The 18,417-nt window shown below is 38.7% G+C and carries 14 protein-coding genes and 4 pseudogenes; 13 read left to right on the top strand and 5 right to left on the bottom strand.

The genetic code is table 11. From position 1 onward, the window contains the following. Positions 1–175 precede the first annotated feature (175 nt). From J7R12_RS03125 to J7R12_RS03115, 3 genes are all read left to right on the top strand, one after another. Entirely contained in the window at positions 176–583 is a 408-nt protein-coding gene (locus J7R12_RS03125; protein WP_126603611.1) for an SH3 domain-containing protein, read from the top strand. A gap of 128 nt (positions 584–711) precedes the next feature. After that, positions 712–2,880 (top strand): excinuclease ABC subunit UvrB, encoded by a 2,169-nt coding sequence (gene uvrB / locus J7R12_RS03120; RefSeq protein ID WP_126603612.1) that lies wholly within the window; start codon positions 712–714, stop codon positions 2,878–2,880. 456 nt (positions 2,881–3,336) lie between these two features. Continuing rightward, positions 3,337–3,960: a BA14K family protein gene (locus tag J7R12_RS03115; RefSeq protein ID WP_126603613.1), complete on the top strand. Its 624-nt coding sequence runs from the start codon at positions 3,337–3,339 to the stop codon at positions 3,958–3,960. A gap of 42 nt (positions 3,961–4,002) precedes the next feature. Here J7R12_RS03115 and J7R12_RS08925 read toward each other — a convergent pair. Then, positions 4,003–4,179, bottom strand: a pseudogene (locus tag J7R12_RS08925) (MBL fold metallo-hydrolase); the annotation flags it as partial. On the opposite strand from J7R12_RS08925, the pseudogene J7R12_RS03110 reads away from it, so the two are divergent. Both J7R12_RS03110 and J7R12_RS03105 read left to right on the top strand, forming a co-directional pair. Beyond that, positions 4,174–5,253 (top strand): annotated as a pseudogene (locus J7R12_RS03110) (helicase-related protein); the annotation flags it as partial. The pseudogenes J7R12_RS08925 and J7R12_RS03110 sit on opposite strands and share 6 nt — an antisense overlap. A gap of 739 nt (positions 5,254–5,992) precedes the next feature. Further along, positions 5,993–6,730, top strand: coding sequence for a BA14K family protein (locus tag J7R12_RS03105; RefSeq protein ID WP_126603614.1), 738 nt, complete (start codon positions 5,993–5,995; stop codon positions 6,728–6,730). A 65-nt stretch (positions 6,731–6,795) separates the two neighbouring features. On the opposite strand, the gene J7R12_RS03100 is transcribed toward J7R12_RS03105, so the two are convergent. Further along, a complete protein-coding gene (locus J7R12_RS03100; RefSeq protein ID WP_126603615.1) occupies positions 6,796–7,446 on the bottom strand; it encodes an MBL fold metallo-hydrolase in 651 nt (216 codons plus the stop codon). Between the two features lie 133 nt (positions 7,447–7,579). On the opposite strand from J7R12_RS03100, the pseudogene J7R12_RS03095 reads away from it, so the two are divergent. Both J7R12_RS03095 and J7R12_RS03090 read left to right on the top strand, forming a co-directional pair. After that, positions 7,580–8,283, top strand: a pseudogene (locus J7R12_RS03095) (response regulator). Between the two features lie 8 nt (positions 8,284–8,291). Next, positions 8,292–9,632, top strand: a pseudogene (locus tag J7R12_RS03090) (ATP-binding protein). A 49-nt stretch (positions 9,633–9,681) separates the two neighbouring features. Here J7R12_RS03090 and J7R12_RS03085 read toward each other — a convergent pair. Together J7R12_RS03085 and J7R12_RS03080 are read right to left on the bottom strand one after the other, a co-directional pair. Next, on the bottom strand, positions 9,682–10,182 hold the full coding sequence (locus tag J7R12_RS03085) for a type III secretion system chaperone family protein (protein WP_126604049.1): 501 nt from the start codon (positions 10,180–10,182) through the stop codon (positions 9,682–9,684). Positions 10,183–10,561: 379 nt separating this feature from the next. Continuing rightward, entirely contained in the window at positions 10,562–10,819 is a 258-nt protein-coding gene (locus J7R12_RS03080; RefSeq protein ID WP_126603616.1) for an accessory factor UbiK family protein, read from the bottom strand. Between the two features lie 278 nt (positions 10,820–11,097). Between J7R12_RS03080 and lgt the strand changes: the two genes are divergently transcribed. The 4 genes from lgt (at position 11,098) to J7R12_RS03060 (ending at position 15,272) form a co-directional block, all read left to right on the top strand. Next, complete coding sequence (lgt, locus tag J7R12_RS03075) at positions 11,098–11,976, top strand: prolipoprotein diacylglyceryl transferase (protein ID WP_126603617.1); 879 nt, start codon at positions 11,098–11,100, stop codon at positions 11,974–11,976. Further along, positions 11,951–13,030, top strand: coding sequence for a class I SAM-dependent methyltransferase (locus J7R12_RS03070; RefSeq protein ID WP_126603618.1), 1,080 nt, complete (start codon positions 11,951–11,953; stop codon positions 13,028–13,030). Before lgt ends, J7R12_RS03070 begins: the two co-directional genes overlap by 26 nt. 83 nt (positions 13,031–13,113) lie before the next feature. Next, the gene (gene pgeF / locus J7R12_RS03065) at positions 13,114–13,905 is read left to right on the top strand and encodes a peptidoglycan editing factor PgeF (RefSeq protein ID WP_126603619.1); all 792 of its coding nucleotides are present in this window, start codon (positions 13,114–13,116) and stop codon (positions 13,903–13,905) included. Between the two features lie 434 nt (positions 13,906–14,339). Continuing rightward, a complete protein-coding gene (locus J7R12_RS03060) occupies positions 14,340–15,272 on the top strand; it encodes a ribose-phosphate pyrophosphokinase (RefSeq protein ID WP_126603620.1) in 933 nt (310 codons plus the stop codon). Here the strand turns inward: J7R12_RS03060 and J7R12_RS03055 are convergent. Beyond that, the gene (locus J7R12_RS03055; protein WP_126603621.1) at positions 15,269–16,768 is read right to left on the bottom strand and encodes an ATP-binding protein; all 1,500 of its coding nucleotides are present in this window, start codon (positions 16,766–16,768) and stop codon (positions 15,269–15,271) included. The genes J7R12_RS03060 and J7R12_RS03055 overlap by 4 nt on opposite strands. A gap of 285 nt (positions 16,769–17,053) precedes the next feature. Here J7R12_RS03055 and J7R12_RS03050 point away from each other — a divergent pair, with 285 nt between their 5' ends. Continuing rightward, positions 17,054–17,680, top strand: coding sequence for a 50S ribosomal protein L25/general stress protein Ctc (locus J7R12_RS03050; protein ID WP_126603622.1), 627 nt, complete (start codon positions 17,054–17,056; stop codon positions 17,678–17,680). A 78-nt stretch (positions 17,681–17,758) separates the two neighbouring features. Further along, positions 17,759–18,343, top strand: a complete 585-nt coding sequence (gene pth, locus J7R12_RS03045; protein ID WP_126603623.1) for an aminoacyl-tRNA hydrolase — start codon at positions 17,759–17,761, stop codon at positions 18,341–18,343. Positions 18,344–18,417: the final 74 nt, after the last annotated feature.

Genomic DNA, 18,417 nt, shown 5'->3' with positions numbered 1-18,417 from the left:
TCACCACATTTTGTTTAAATAGTTCCAATATTGGTGCGTTAAAATATTCACCTAAGCTCTTATAATCAAAAGCTTAAAGAAGAAACAATTGTATTTTTTCTTCTTTATAATAATATAGTGAAGGAGATCTTATAAGAAGTGAAGAGAAATCTCTGAAGGGACCCTCTGTGGAAAAATGAAAAATTTAATATTTTTTTTTGTGTTTAACTTTCTCTTTCTAAACACAACGGTATCTAGAGCCGCAGATGCTTTTGTTGTAAGCAATCTTAATCTTAGAGTAGGACCAAGCACGCAACATGCCCTTCGTGGACTCATTCCCGCAGGAAAATTGGTCTTTGTCCAAACCTGTGAAGGAAACTGGTGCCATATCAGATACAACACTCAAACAGGTTGGGTATCATCTCGTTACCTCGCATTTAAAGAGGGAAATGACCTTTATCATACGTATGCGATGTTTCCAGAAACAACTTGCAATATGTATGGCCTTAATATCCATAATCAGCATAGTGAACATTTTTATGGTATAAACAAAAGCAGCTGTTATCATACTAAAAACGTTAAAAGAAACTCTTCAGAGAAGTAATCAAATATCCTATGAAAGTTTCAATAAGCCGAAACAAAACTGCTAAATAACGCTTTATCGTTCTTTTACTCAAACTGGTGAATGGGATATTTTAAAAACACATATATTTCTATATCAAGGAAGAATGAATGAAAAATGGTGTTACTGCAACAGTTGAAGCTCTTTCCGCACTGATTGCCTCGGGTAATCCTCTTTTTAAAAATGGAGTCTTATGGACACCTCACCGCCCTGTTCGCCCCGAAAAATCTGAAGGTGGTATTCCATTTCAACTCAAAACACCCTTTGAACCAGCAGGGGATCAACCTACAGCAATCAAAACTCTGGTTGAGGGAATTGAAAAGAATGAACGCACGCAAGTGCTTTTGGGTGTTACTGGATCAGGAAAAACCTATACAATGGCTAAAATCATTGAAAAAACGCAACGTCCAGCTTTGATCTTAGCACCCAATAAAACTCTAGCAGCACAGCTTTACGGAGAATTTAAAAACTTTTTTCCCAAAAATGCCGTAGAATATTTTGTTTCCTATTACGACTATTATCAGCCGGAAGCCTATGTTGCTCGCTCTGACACTTATATTGAAAAAGAATCCTCCATTAATGAACAAATTGACCGTATGCGCCATGCCGCAACACGCGCTGTCCTTGAACGTGATGATGTCATTATTGTTGCATCTGTATCCTGTATTTACGGGATTGGTTCGGTAGAAACCTATACTGCGATGACCTTCAAAATAGAAAAAGGTGACAAACTCAATCAACGAAAATTATTGACCGATTTAGTTGCCCAACACTATCATCGACAAGATATTAATTTCATTCGTGGTTCCTTTCGTGTCCGAGGGGATACAATTGAAATTTTCCCTGCCCACCTTGAAGATCGTGCTTGGCGTATTTCGCTCTTTGGCGATGAAGTAGAAACAATTACGGAATTTGATCCGCTCACAGGACAAAAAACAGATAACCTTCAATCGATCAAAATTTATGCCAATTCACACTACGTAACACCGCGACCAACATTAAATCAAGCGATGAAATCGATCAAAATGGAACTCGTTCAACGCCTCGAGGAATTGAACGCAGCTGGACGTCTTTTAGAGGCACAACGTTTAGAACAACGTACAATTTTTGATTTGGAAATGTTGGAAACCACCGGCTCCTGCCCCGGAATTGAAAACTATTCACGCTATTTAACAGGAAGAAAACCCGGTGAACCACCACCAACCTTGTTTGAATATATTCCAAACGATGCTCTTGTTTTTATCGATGAAAGCCATGTAACCATTCCCCAAATTGGAGGCATGTACCGAGGTGACTTTCGAAGAAAAGCAACCCTAGCAGAATATGGATTTCGCCTCCCTTCCTGTATGGACAATCGCCCTTTGCGTTTTGAAGAATGGGATGCCATGCGCCCACAAACTATTGCTGTCTCCGCAACACCTGGACGCTGGGAAATGGAAGAATCTCAAGGCATTTTTGCTGAACAAATTATTCGTCCAACAGGCCTTATTGATCCCTCAACAGAGGTTCGCCCAGCGCGCAATCAGGTTGATGATGTTGTGAACGAAATTCGCAAAACAACTCATAAAGGCTACCGTACATTGGTAACTGTTCTCACAAAGCGTATGGCCGAAGATTTGACAGAATATCTCCACGAACAAGGTATCCGCGTACGCTATATGCATTCTGATATTGATACATTAGAACGCATTGAAATTCTACGCGATCTGCGAATTGGCACCTTCGATGTCCTCATCGGTATCAACCTGCTTCGAGAAGGCTTAGATATTCCAGAATGTGGTTTTGTCGCCATTCTAGATGCTGATAAGGAGGGGTTTCTGCGCTCTGAAACTTCCCTCATACAAACAATCGGACGTGCAGCACGTAACGTAGATGGCCGTGTCATCCTCTATGCAGATACAATGACAGGCTCCATAGAACGAGCCTTACAGGAAACACAAAGACGTCGACAAAAACAAATCGCCTATAATGAAGAACACCATATCACACCCAAAAGTATCAAAAAAAATATCAGCGATATTCTTAATTTAGGGGGTGAAAACGATCATACTCCTAAAAATATTCCTAATTTTATGATGCAAAATAATAGGATCGGCAACAATTTAGCACTTCATATTCAACACCTCGAAAAATCAATGCGTGAAGCAGCAGCCGACCTTAATTTTGAAGAAGCAGCACGCCTTCGTGATGAAATCAAACAATTACAAAAGATAGAATTGGCAATTGCGGATGATCCCTTAACACATCATAGTCAACAATCCATCCATGAACCTACGTGATACGATAAAGTTTTTTTGCCCAAAAATATTTTTCTAAGAAAGATCTTGATCAGGTAGGTTGAAACACAAACACCATCATTTTGGAGAAACATAAGATAAAAGAAGATTTTATGACCATTCTATAAGTCTATGTTGATAAAACCGATACCCTTTGTTCACACATCTTTTTTTCCAGTCTCTATTTGCCAAAATGATATAAATAAAGTTCCATGCAGAGTTTTTTTCTCATGATAAAAAACATCTGCTATCCATAAGAATTTATAAATTAATCTGAGCAGACTATATTTTTTAAAAACAAATTTTTGTCACGATATTATTCTATGATCTTAGTAAGACATACTCAACTCAATAGCTTTTTATTCGTTTTGCCACAATAAAGCCTAAAATTGTTCAGGCTCTATTCAGTTTGATACGTGTAGGATGTGAAAAATACGAATTTACACAAGGAGCATCATTATGAAAAAGGTGATCAAGCTAGCAGTATTATCAGCAATGTCAACTGCAATCGTTTTCATGCCGCTAAATACAACGCTTGCGGATATAGCATGGTATCATAGTAATAATACAATGAGTGAAATGAAGAGGGAGACTGGTTTACCGTCTCGCAATTTTAGCTCCCATTCTTTTTATAGTAAACATCACTCTTTTGATGATCCCCACAAGCGTCATTATTTTAGCCGTAGCTGGAGTGAACAACAACATCATCATGTTGAAAGCAAAACATATCATTATGCCGAACATAAAAAGACAAAACACAGTAATATTCAAGGAGGTGTTTTAGTTGTAGGTGTTTTAGGTCTTGTGGCAGCTGCAGTTTTGAGTAAAATGCTCAAAAAATCAGAACAGCCTCAAATTATCTATCAAGCCTCACCACAAAATCAGATAATTTATCAAAAAGGTCCGCAAAAACAGGTGGTTTATAAAGTACAACCACCAGTGCAAAATCCGCCACTCAACCAATCTTTGAAAGCTAAGTGGCTTCAATATTGCAAGAAAAAATACCGTTCATTCAACCCTCAAACAGGAACTTTTCGAGGCAGTGATGGCGTAGATCATCGCTGCTATGCTCCAGTAAATTGAATTAACTTGGTAAATTAAAATAACATTATAAAAAAGCCCGCTCTAAAGCGGGTTTTTATACATCTCTCTCTCTGAAATCCCTCGCAGAAAAAGATTGTTTTGGCGCTCATAGCCTATGCGGCTTCCTAGACCATGGCCGCAAATGAAACAAACATCATCACCTAAAGGCAAAACTTTTTCTCGAAGAGATTGCATCAATTTTTCATAGGAACAGAACGGGATGCCATGCGCCCACAAACTATTGCTGTCTCCGCAACACCTAGACGCTGGGAAATGGAAGAATCTCAAGGCACTTTTGCTGAACAAATTATTCGTCCAACAGGCCTTATTGATCCCTCAACAGAGGTTCGCCCAGCGCGCAATCAGGTTGATGATGTTGTGAACGAAATTTGCAAAACAACTCATAAAAGCTACCGTACATTGGTAACTGTTCTCACAAAGCGTATGGCCGAAGATTTGACAGAATATCTCCACGAACAAGGTATCCGCGTACGCTATATGCATTCTGATATTGATACATTAGAACGCATTGAAATTCTATGCGATCTGCGAATTGGCACCTTCGATGTCCTCATCGGTATCAACCTGCTTCGAGAAGGCTTAGATATTCCAGAATGTGGTTTTGTCGCCATTCTAGATGCCGATAAGGAGGGGTTTCTGCGCTCTGAAACTTCCCTCATACAAACAATCGGACGTGCAGCACGTAACGTAGATGGCCGTGTCATCCTCTACGCAGATACAATCACAGGCTCCATAGAACGAGCCTTACAGGAAACACAAAGACGTCGACAAAAACAAATCGCCTATAATGAAGAACACCATATCACACCCAAAAGTATCAAAAAAAATATCGGAGATATTCTCAATTCAGGCTATGAAAACAACCATATTCGCACAAATATCTCTGATGTCATCGAGAGAGAAAATATGATTGGCAACAATTTAGCATCTCATATTAAACACCTTGAAAAATTAATGCATGAAGCGGCTGCTGATCTCAACTTTGAAGAAGCAGCGCGACTTCACGATGAAATCAAACAATTACAAAAGATAGAACTAGAAATCGCTGAGAACCCCTTAACACATCATAGCGAACAATCCACCCATGAGCCCGTGTTACAACCAAGTCTTTTCTCCAAACCAGACCTTGCACATATGGGACCAACCACGGACACTGGTATTTTGGAAAATCGAAAAGGAAAATCTGGTAAAAACACCCCTAATCAAGCAACAATAAAACGGAAAAAAACGCAATCAACAAAGGAGCAAAAAATTTCAAACCGCCTAAAATAATCTTCAGCTCTTCTAAAAAAACGACTAAAGCTCAAAAGCAAACAGCGTTATCCGCAAAACAGACAACCTCAAACATCAAGGGTGCTCCAATTTATCTAAAACACCATGAGAGAGAACATTTTACAAAAAATGCCTAAACTTTATTGACTTTTTAAGCAATTTTTCTTGTTAAACCGCGTTATAAAAAATCCCTAAAAATGTAAAAAAATTCTAAACTCTAAAAAAGCAGACAAATTTAAAGAGAATGTTTTATATATATATCAAAAAAATCATAAAATGTATTATCTTTATACAGTTATACTCTGATATCGAACTCAAATATTACTTATCATCACAAGAGAATATTTAAATAGGACACTGTTCTATAACACAAATAAAGTAAAACAAGACTTTATCATAGTACCATAAGCTTATGATAAAAAATGATAACTTTTATTCATGTATCTATTATTCAATTTATATTGTATCAAGTGATACAAAAAATATCCCTAAATAAAGAGTTTATATTCCATAGTAAAAAATCTGGGACTCTCAATACAAACTTATTAATTAACCTCAAGCAGAGTACATTAATTGAAATCAAAATTCTGTCATGATTTTACTTTACTGTATCTAGGATAGGTTTAACTAAATGAATTTTCATTTGTTTTGCCACAATAAAGTCCAAAATTATTCAGGCTCTATTCAGTTTGAAACGTGTAGGATGTGAAAAATACGAATTTACACAAGGAGCATCATTATGAAAAAAGTGATTAGGTTAGCGGTATTATCAGCAATGTCAACTGCAACCGTTTTCATGCCGCTAAATGCAACGCTTGCGGATATGGCATGGGACCTTACTCACCCTCTCACGAGAGAAATAGATGATATGAAGAGGAAGATGCGTAAAGAAAGAGATGATGCGACAAGGGAAATTGATAAGAAAATTGATGATATCTGGCGTTCCCGTTTTTCTACCTCCCATTGTTCTGATAGCAAAGAGTTCTGTCATTCTGCTGATTTCCAAAAGTTTATTGATGATTTCAAGCACCGTTTTAATAAAAACGACAAAAGCAAGAAACAACAACAACAACACCATCATCATCATCATCATCATCATCATCATCATCATCATCATGTTGAAAACAAAACATATCATTACGTCGAGAGCAAAAAGACAAAACACAGTAATAATCATATAGACAATTCAGGAGATGCTTTAGCAGTGGGTATTCTTGGTACAATTTTAAAAAAACCAAAACAGCCACAAGTGGTTTATCAAATAGTACCACAAAATCAGGTGATCTATCAAAAGGTTCCGCAAAATCAAAGAGTTTATCAAGTGCAGCAAACGGTGGAATATGAGCCACTCCAGCAATCATTAGAATCTGATTGGCTCAATTATTGCAAGAAAAAATACCGTTCCTTCAACCCTAAAACAGGGACTTTTCGAGACCGTAATGGTGTGGAACACATTTGTTATGCCCCAATAAATTAACTTCTGTTCTACTAAAAAAGTCTTAAATGGCACAAAAAAACGCTTCAAAGCGTTTTTTTGTTTGCTCATATATTAAAATCTTGAAGAAAAGGATTATTTTGGCGCTCATAGCCTATGCTACTTTTGGGACCATGCCCACAGATAAAACAAACATCATCGCCTAAGGGTAAAACTTTTTCTCGAAGAGATTGCATCAATTTTTCATGAGAACAGAAGGGGAAATCAGTGCGTCCAATAAAACCACGAAAAAGCACATCACCCAAGAGAGCTAAGCGTTCTTTTTCATTGAAATAAATAACATGACCAGGAGAATGTCCTGGGGTGTGAAAAACCTTAAACACATGTCCAGCAAAATGAACGCACTCACCATCTTCTAACCATTGGTCAGGAATACAGGTGCAAGCATCAGTGATGCCGTAATTTTTTGCGCTTTCGCTCACGGCATCCATCACAGGCTTATCATCGCGATGTGAACCGATAATTTTTACATTAAGCGCTTCTTTCGCTTGCATTGCTGCTCCCACATGATCAAAATGACCATGTGTTATCCAAATAGCCTCAACGATAACGCCATTCTTTTCGATTACGTCTTGAATCCGCGGCCAATCACCACCAGGATCAACGAGAACCCCCGTTTTACATTCACTATCAAAAAGCAAAGTGCAATTTTGTTGGAATGTCGTAACTGGAATAATATGTATATTAAGACTACCCATAATATCCTTTTCAAAAATAACTTTTTTAAATTTATTCTCTCTCCTTTAAGGTAAAGGTGATGCTCAACAGCTTTATACAACTTATGTAAACTTGCATTTTATGTAAACTAAATTTTTGTCAAGGTTTTTAAGAATGTCCGATCATGTTCAAGTTTTGTGTGATGACGCACCTCACCTTCTTGTGATTGATGACGACACTCGTATCCGCAATCTTTTATTTCAGTTTCTCATTAAAAATGGATTTCGTGTTTCAGTTTCAGCCAATACTAATGAAGCAAGACGACTGTTGGCAAGTTTAGATTTTGATCTTCTTATTGTTGATGTCATGATGCTTGGTAAAAACGGTATTGATCTTACTCATTCACTCCGCCAAACAAAGGATGTTCCTATCTTCATGCTCACAGCTTTATCAGAAATAGACAATCGTATCCATGGCTTAGAAGCGGGTGCAGATGATTATCTTGCTAAGCCTTTTGACCCTCGTGAGCTTCTCCTTCGTATCAATGCCATTTTACGACGTGGTTTCCCCCTCACCAACCCAAAATTGAGCAGATCGTTTTTGGACCTTATATATTTTCAATTTCACGGCGCGAACTCAAAAAAGGGGGAGAAATTATTAAATTAACAGATAAAGAACAAGAAATGATGGTCATTTTTGCTGAAAATGCAGGCGATACAATTCCACGCCATAAATTCGCGACCGATGACAGCAATATAAGTGAACGTGCCATTGATGTACAGATCAACCGCCTTCGTCGTAAAATCGAAAAAAACCCAGCACTGCCTATATGGCTCCAAACCGTGCGAGGAATAGGGTACAAACTCTCTATTGAATAGGCACAAGAATGATCAAATCTTTAAGATTTTTTCTTCGATGGTTAACGAAAAAAATACCTAAACGGCTTTATGCTCGCTCTTTGATCATTATTATCGCTCCCATGGTACTTCTGCAAACAGTCATTGCTTATGTCTTTATGAAACGCCATTGGCAAATGGTAACCAAGCGTCTTTCAATGGCTGTCGTGCATGATATTTCTGCAATTATTGATATTATTGAAACCTATCCGCAACAAGAGAACTATGAAGAGATTAAGCGTATTGCACAACAGCACATGGGATTAAACATTTCTATCCTACCCCCAACTCCTCTTCCCCCTCTAGGACCTAAGCCATTTTTTGCCATTCTTGACTATTTTTTAAGTGAAGAAATTACCCGCCAAATTAACCGTCCCTTCTGGATCGATACCGTAGGAGATTCTGATCTTGTTGAAATCCGTATCCACCTTGGTCATAATATCTTGCGTGTCTTTGCTCCACGCAGCCAAGCCTACGCTTCCAATACGGCTATTTTTTTTAAGCTGGATGGTAGGAACAGCTCTCGTTTTATTGCTGATAGCAATTTACTTCTTGCGCAATCAAATCAAACCTATTCAACAATTGGCTGAAGCAGCAGAAAGCTTTGGACGCGGTCGTCCTTTACCAAAAGAATTTCAACCACAAGGAGCTGATGAAGTTCGTCGTGCTGGCATTGCTTTTTTACGCATGCGTAAACGTATTGAACGCCAAATCAAACAACGCACTATGATGCTCTCAGGTGTAAGTCATGATTTAAGAACCATTCTTACACGCTTTAAACTTCAGCTAGCATTAGCAAATACTGACTTTGATATTAAACCGCTTGAGCAAGATGTAAGTGACATGCAAAATATGTTAGAAGATTATCTTGCTTTTGCCCATGGTGAAGGAAGTGAAAGTGTCAAGACTTTTGATTTAAATGCTCTTATGCAAAAATTCCCGCCGATGCCCATCTTCACAAACGTCAATTTTCCTATAGTGTTGAAAGTCCTACACACATACAAGTCCGCCCTCGTGCCTTCACCCACCTCATTAATAATCTTGTATCAAATGCATTTTGTTATGCGAACACTATCCACCTAACAACCATATCCAAACAAAAATCCCTCATCATGACTATCGACGATGATGGTCCTAGAATTCATGAAAATATGCGTACAGAAGTTTTTAAGCCATTTTTTAGACTCGACAAAGCACGCAATCAAGATGCAAGTAGAACGGGTCTTGGCCTTTCTATTGCTCAAGATATAGCACGTAGCCATGGAAGCAACATTCAATTAAATGATAGCCCTCTAGGGGGATTGCACGCTATTCTTGATATCCCCCTCTAAAATATTATACAAATTATCTATCAAAAAACTGTAAAATAAACTTGATAATTTAGGCATTCCCTACAGTTTCAAACAAAGTGTATTGCAGTGCCTTACAAGCACTTTCCCCGCACAAAGCAACCATCTGAAATGCAACATAATAGCTTTCACAGATTTTAAGTGCATGTATCAACAATGTTTCAACCTGTACATGAGATGGATGCACCCCACCAGCCAGAAGAAGCCCCTGCCGATAAATAACCGAATTATTCCCTTGCCAGTAATCAAAATGTCCGAGCAACAATTTTTCATTAATTGCCAGCAATAAGCAATGCATTTCTGTTGTTCGAGCACTCTCAATAGCAAGATCAAAAGCACAAGCTAAATGAAGAGCCTCCTGCTCTTCCATCCATGAAAAAGCGAGGCGATAATTTGTCCGCTTCCCTTCCACACAAACACTGATCTCATCTTGTGCATCGCGCTCAAATGACCAATCATATTTACAGGCAATCTGTTCAATAAAGTCAACAGGATGCTCTTCCCTTTCTGTGGCGCAAAATGCAAGCCTCATCATAAACCCTCAATTATTATATTAAAACATTGTCAACAGAACATAAACCACCTAAATTGTAACAACATCTTGCTACAATCAAAGCTTTTACACCAAACAAATACACATTAAAAACAATCGACAGTACGCACTACCCAGAACACAAGAATGCTTCTCGCGGCAGCTCGATAATAACAAAACGAATCATCAAGCTCTTCCAGTGTATTGATACAATCTCAGAGTACCAGCCCCCCTAATTGAAAAAAAATGTTTTCTACAAAAAACAAATCAAAAAATAAAGAGGCAATCTGCTCTAACAGACTCAGGATTAAGCATTTTTTAGTTCACGCACCACATTGAAAAATTGAGGGGAAAATTGGGGATATTTTTTCTAAGACTGTTATTTCTTTTGTGTCTTTGTTTTTTCTAATGCGTCAAGACGTTTTTTCAAATCAGCATTATCGGCATGCATTTTCAGTACCATTTCCTTAAAAGTCTCAAACTCTTCACGTGACACAAGATCAAGTTTATTGGCTATTTTTTCAGCTTGCGAACGAAAAGCTGTTCCTGCTTCCCGCCGTATACCTTGTGCAACACCAGCTGCATCCGTTGCTAATTTTGCTAATTCATCAAGAATACGATTTGATCCATTACGCATGAGATTTTCCTTTAATTGAAATGACTAACACACGCATTATAGCGTATTTTCATAACATTTAGATATGATTTTTGTTCCTTCTATCCTACGGATTTTATTTCACCACGCTGATTTTACTTAAAGTTTTTTTATACTTCTTTTACCATCATCAAGTTTTAGCTCTAAAACCAGTGGAAACCCACCACTCTCCTAGCTTGACCATTGCGCATTCATCTGTCATTCCTGTGTTATTTCTGACCATTATCTATAACCCTATATAATGTGAAATGCTTAACTCCATGAACAATCTTTCTTGTCCAGCCATTGCTTTTCCATCTTTTCTCGATCCCGTAATTATACAGTTAGGCCCCGTATCACTTCATTGGTACGGACTTGGCTACGTAGTGGGCATTCTTTTTGCTTGGTGGTATGCACAAAAATTATTAAGAAAACAATCCCTATGGTATGCAAATCATGCTCCTATGAATGAAGAAAAAATAGGGGACTTTGTTGTCTGGTCTGCCATCAGTGTCGTTGTTGGTGGTCGCTTAGGACAAGTGCTTGTATGGGATCCCGTTTATTATTTTAACCATCCTAGTGCCATCATTGCAGTATGGGATGGAGGAATGTCCTTTCATGGAGGACTGATAGGCATCATTATTGCAATGATCTGGTTTGCCCGCAAAAACAATATCAAGATACGAGCAATGTTTGATATCATTGCTGCAGGTGCTCCTATTGGTATCAGCATTGTAAGAATATGTAACTTCATTAACCAAGAATTATGGGGCAACGCGACCACAATGCCTTGGGCGGTTTGTTTTCCACTAGATCCCTATTATTTACCGCGCCATCCAAGCCAACTTTACGAAGCATTCATGGAAGGGTTTGTTCTCTTTATCATTTTATCCTTTATTATTTTTGCTTTCAAAGCGTTAAAACGCCCTGGAGCTGTTGCAGGAACATTTATTATAGGCTACGCAATAGCACGCAGCATTTCAGAAGTTTACCGGGCGCCTCAAGAAGATCCAGAATGGTTTTCTACCCTTTTCCATTCTACTGGTTTTACCTATGGCATGGCTTTATCTCTTCCTATGCTTCTTTTAGGGTTTTATCTTCTTCTCCACGCCTTTAAATATAAATCGACAGAAAATGGCCAATCTAAAAGAAAAGATTAAAGAAATTATTGCCCTTAATGGACCAATCACTGTTAGCCAATATATGACGTTGGCACTTACCGATCCTCAATTTGGTTATTATCAAACACAAACACCTTTTGGACGTACCGGTGATTTCATTACCGCACCTGAAATAAGCCAATTATTTGGAGAAATGATTGGAATTTGGACTCTCGCAAGCTGGAAAGCCCAAGGTTGTCCTAAACCTTTCATTCTCGCTGAAATGGGGCCAGGACGTGGAACACTCATGGATGATGTTCTGCGTACTATTCAAAAATTATCGACAGCAGCATTTCATGCGGCTGAAATTTTTCTTATTGAAATAAGCAAAAAGCTCATCGAAGAACAAAAAAAATGTCTTTCTTCATATCAAAAAAAAATCTATAATATTCAAAGCTTTGATCAAATCCCCTCAAAGCCTCTCTTCTTAATTGCCAATGAGTTTTTCGATACACTCCCCATCAACCAATATATTAAAATCAAGGGAAAATGGAAAGAACGTCGTATTTCAATGAATCAAGATGGAAACTTCATCTTTATTGCTGTTCCAGATAAACTTCCTTCTTCTTGCTTACAGTCCTATTGTTCTGAAATACCTGACGGAACAATTTTTGAACATGCGCCTGCACGACATCAATTAATGCAACAGATAAGTCACCACTTAGTCCAAGTAAAAGGTTCTGCTTTGCTTATCGATTACGGCGCTTCTGATCTTGCCTTTGGCGATACGCTACAAGCTGTCTCAAAACATAAATTCCGTGATATTTTTGAAGCTCCAGGCGAACATGATTTAACATCCCATGTTGGGTTTTCTTTTTTAAAAAAAATAGCCCTTGAACAAGGCTGTTTTGCTGAAATTCTAGAACAAGGAGAATTTCTTTTAAAAATGGGGCTACTGGAACGCGCAAAACAGCTTGGAGCAGGTAAAAGTGCTACACAGCAAGACAAGATCTGCCAACATATTGAACGATTAGCCGGTCCAGATCAAATGGGCAAATTATTTAAAGTCTTATATGTGAGTGATAAAAATATACCTTTACCTCCTCGATTTTAATGACCAGCAATAATGCTTATTGACAAATGCAGCACACACACCATTCTTATTTTGAAAACAATGACCCTACTTAAGGAACTTTTATGAATTCCGTCCCTGTTCCTATCCTTGCAAAAGAGCTTTCTGCTTTACACCCGCAAGGGATAAAGCATGGTTTTTTTACACGTCAAGGTGGTGTTTCACAAAGCTTCTATCAAAGTCTTAATGTTGGCAAAAGTTCCAATGATCAACCTGAACATATTGCACAAAATCGTCTTTTAATTGCTGATTATTTTGGTGTTGACGTGCAAGATTTAGTTACTGTCAATCAAATACACTCCTGTGATGTTATCGTCGTTGATCAAGCTTTTATTGATGTTCCTCCTAAAGCAGATGCTCTTGTTACCACCACACAAGGACTCCTCATTGGCATTCTTACAGCAGATTGTGGTCCAGTTCTCTTTGCTGATCCACAAGCAGGTGTCATCGCCGCAGCACATGCTGGCTGGCGAGGAAGTTTAAATGGAATTATAGAAAAAACAATTTCGGTTATGGAAGAACAAGGAGCAAAAAGACAATCAATCACTGCAGTCCTTGGACCTTGTATTGGTCCTTGTCACTACGAAGTAACAAGCGAATTTTACAACCAATTTATTGATTGCCACAGCAAGTTTGAAAAATATTTTTTAAAAACAGATAACGTCAATCATCTTCGCTTTAACCTATGGGCATTCATTATGGAGCAATTAAAAGAAGCAGGAATCCATGCTTCTTGTGTAGAGCTTTGTACCTATCAAGATGAACAGCGCTTTTTCTCCTATCGTCGTGCAATACACCGCAACGAACCTGATTATGGACGGCAAATTTCTGCTATTATACTGAAAAATGATAGATAAACGTCTTTTTTGACTAAAAAGAATAGCAAAACTACCCAAAAATTTGCTTATCTCAATAAAACAAGAAGCTTTCTTATACTGTACCTTTTTATCAAAAAATGGTCCCTTAACTTACAGGATACGAACGCTTTTGCTCGGATTATTTTCAAGAGTTGGTTGTGAGGAAACACAAAACATTTCATATATTTTAAGACAGTACACATATTGAAACCGTTCTTTTATAAAGTAAAAAAGCTTCATGAAGACGTATTTCCTTACCTCACAGTCAAAAAACTTTTCTTTAAAAGTAACAAAAATTTTGGAAAAAGCGAAAACCAAACGTATAACTCTTTAACAATGAGAGATAAAATTGTAATGCTTTTGTAATTGTTTCCTTAGCTTTGGTAACAAGAAATTAAAAACCGTCTCTACCGTGATCATTCAGAGGTTCTACTATGAAACTTTTCTGCGGCAATTCCAATCCACGCCTTGCTGAAGATGTTACAAATTATTTAAATATTCCCTTAGGCAAAGCGACTGTGAAACGCTTTGCTGATCAAGAAATCTTTGTAGAATTGCATGAAAATGTACGCGGACAAGATGTGTTTGTTTTGCAATCCACATCTTATCCTGCAAACGATCACCTGATGGAATTGCTCATCATGATTGATGCGCTTCGCCGTTCTTCGGCACGCCGTATCACGGCTGTTATACCCTATTTTGGTTACGCCCGCCAAGATCGTAAACCTGGACCACGGACCCCCATTTCCGCAAAACTTGTTGCCAATCTCATTACTGAAGCAGGAGCACACCGCGTTTTAACATTGGATCTCCATGCAGGACAAATTCAAGGTTTCTTCGATATTCCAACGGATAATCTCTATGCTGTTCCGGTTATTGCACGGGATGTCAAAATGCATTACTCTCTTGAAAATGTTATTGTTGTTTCTCCTGATGTTGGTGGTGTCGTACGCGCACGCTCGCTTGCCAAACGTTTGAACAGTTTGCTAGCCATTGTTGATAAACGTCGTGAACGTCCTGGTGAATCAGAAGTTATGAATATCATTGGAGATGTATCCGGAAAAGATTGTCTTTTGCTTGATGATATTGTTGACTCAGGTGGAACTCTCTGTAATGCAGCAAGCGCTCTCCTTAAGCATGGTGCCAATAGTGTTACAGCTTACATTACACACGGTGTTCTTTCTGGAAGTGCTATCGAACGCATTACCAACTCAGAAATGAAAGAATTGGTTATTACAGATTCAATTATGCCAACAAAAGCAATTGAAAATGCGTATAATATTCGTGTTTTACCAATTGCCGACCTCATTGGAGAAGCAATTGCAAGAACAGCAGCAGAACAATCTGTCTCAAGCTTATTTGGTTAAGCTGGTCCCTTGGGATCCCCTGGTGCTGTTTCTACACCAAGTTCAGGAAAAGCTATAATGCGCTGACCGTTGAAATGTGTATGAATAACAATGAATCCGCGTTCTTCAAAGTAAGTTAAAAGTCGGCGAGCACGGCTTAAAGAATGTGTCCCATAAAGGCGTGCCAAAAATGCATCTGATGGGCATGGTTTTCCACCTAAAGCAGCCTGTGCTACATGCAAAAAAACGCCTTGAACATCATCTTCCAAACTTTCTGAGAGATGCAAAATGCGTTTCCAATTTTCACTTACCGCGGTTTCTTCATCAACGAAAGCCTGAGCAATAGCCAACTTACGCCGAAATTGCGAAAGATTCAAAAGATCCCCTGAGTGACCATGAATACGGCAACGAACCAAGAAATCTTGATAAAGCACCGCTGTTGAACGATAAAAAGCTTCAGGATCATCAAGAATTTCTCGAATAACACGTTCTGCTTGGATATCACGATCAACAACAGAAAGTTCAGGAAATAAGCTTGGTTCCTCTTCTAACGATTCTTGTTTTTTATGCACTGCCTCTTCTAACATCTCATGAATTGATTTTTCTCTCACCGGCTCTCGTGATTGCTTAAAGGGAATTAAAACTTCTTCCGGCGAAGCAGTAAAAACGAGTTCCTTTGCATCAACCCGCTCTGTTGGAAGGGGCATTAATTTGGGGCTAGAAGACCGTGCCAATGTTTCAACAGGACCAATGATAATCGATAAAGGACGTCGTGATAAAGCGGGACCCAAAGCTATAAAATGCCCTCGCTCAAGATCTCTAAACATTTCCGCTTGGCGACGCTCCATTCCCAAAAGATCAGCAGCCCGAACCATATCAATATCTAAAAAAGTCCGCCCTATTAAAAAATTTGATGCTTCAGCAGCTACGTTTTTGGCAAGCTTAGCTAAACGCTGAGTCGCAATGACACCGGCAAGACCACGTTTGCGCCCTCGACACATAAGATTGGTCATAGCACTAAGCGAAATCTTACGTGCTTCATCAGAAACCTCTCCTGCCGCAGTTGGAGCAAACAATTGTGCTTCATCAACAACAACAAGCATGGGATACCAATAATCACGTTCCACATCAAACAGTGCACCAAGAAAAGCACCCACAGCGCGCATCTGTTGTTCAGTCTCCAAACCTTCAAGATTGAACACCACCGAAACCCGATGTTGGCGAATGCGATGAGCAATACGTGTCAATTCGAGTTCGCTGCGTTGCGCTTCAACGACAACATGACCAAATTTATCTGCTAAAGTTACAAAATCACCCTCTGGATCAATCACACAATGTTGCACCCATGAAGCGCTTTGTTCAAGAAGACGACGAAGAAGATGTGATTTTCCTGAACCAGAATTGCCTTGCACAAGAAGACGCGTCGCCAATAATTCTTCCAAATCGACAAATGCCGGCTCTGATTTATGCAAAGCTCTACATTCTGCCGTCTCACCCAAGGCAATCTCAACCTTCATAACATCTCCAGTATTTGATTTTGAATATATCAGCTAGGATTTATTTTATTCTCCATCACAACCATGCTTGTAACATTTCCTCTTATCCAACGATAGAAAACATCAATTTTTCCCACAACTCTTGCATCTGTGAAGAGTTTGAATTATAGAAAAAATTCTGCGTAGACACCCTTGGAGGCAGCGCAGGATGGAGCAATCGCTACTTAACAGCGTATATCTTCATATTCATACAAAGACTACTGTTGGTTTTTGATGGATCTCCAATCACATAAAAGGACTTAAATTATGAGCAAAAGCTATACTCTTAAGGCCGAAATACGCGAACGGGTTGGTAAGGGGTCCTCCCGTGAACTTCGTCGTAACGGTCTTATTCCTGCTATCATTTATGGTGAAAAGCAGCCCCCTTTGGCAATCACAGTTCCCTATAAAGAAATTTTCTACAAAATTCATGCTGGTGGCTTTCGTACTACCATTGCAACTCTTGTCATTGGCAAACAAAAAATTACGGTATTACCAAAAGATTACCAACTCGATCCAGTCCGTGACTTTCCCTTACACGTAGATTTCTTACGTATTTCAGCGCAATCTGTTGTGGAAGTGAATATTCCTGTACACTTTCTCAATGAAGACACAGCTCCCGGACTTAAAAAGGGAGGCGTTCTCAATATTGTCCGCCACGAAATTGAATGTACCGCTCCAGCAAATGCTATTCCTGAAGCGATTGAGATTGATCTCGCCAGCTATTCTATTGGTGATTCTATCCATATTTCAGCGGTTCAGCTGCCAAAAGGGGTTACTCCAGTCATCCAAGATCGAGATTTTACCATTGCAACTATCGCAGCTCCTGCTGGTCTGGAAATCGCTGATGAAGCTCCCGAACAAGAGAATGAAGAAAACAACGAAAAAAATTGATCATTTTAGCAGGCGGGAATTTTCCCGCCTTAACTTATAAGACATTTATTAATCCCTCACTCTTTATTGAAGGTGCACATGTGGCTTATTGCTGGTCTTGGCAATCCTAGTTCACAATATCAAAATAACCGCCATAATATCGGTTTCATGGCTGTTGATGCCATTTATCAGACCTTCTCTTTTTCTCCATGGTCAAAAAAATTTCAAGCCGAAATCTCCAATGGTTTTATAAATGATGAAAAAACTTTTCTTATAAAACCTCAAACTTTCATGAATCTCTCTGGCCAAGCCATTGGTGAAGCCTTGCGGTTTTATAAATTAGATTTAAAGAATTTGATTATCATTTATGACGAGTTAGACTTACCACCAGGAAAAGTACGTGTAAAAATTGGTGGAGGCAATAATGGACATAACGGTATAAAATCCATTGATGCCCATTGTGGTACTGATTATTGCCGTATACGCTTAGGGATTGGACGCCCCAATTCCAAAGAACTTGTTCATCAGCATGTTTTGGGAAATTTTACAAAATCCGATCAACAATGGCTGTCCCCTCTTTTAGAGGCAATTGCAAAAAACATTACGCTTCTCATAAAAGGTGATCAATGTCTTTTTATGAATGAAATCGCACAAGCAATAAAAAACAAAGATCTGCTCTCATAATCCATTCTCTGAGAGACAAAATAAATCACACGTCATACAATTCTTGTGCAGAATGCTCTCTTTTTTTGAAAAGA

Origin of the sequence: Bartonella vinsonii subsp. vinsonii (genome assembly GCF_902825235.1) — a bacterium.
Lineage (GTDB): Bacteria > Pseudomonadota > Alphaproteobacteria > Rhizobiales > Rhizobiaceae > Bartonella > Bartonella vinsonii.
The sequence above is the reverse complement of the archived record's forward strand: the minus strand, read 5'-3'. Positions and strand labels throughout refer to the sequence as shown.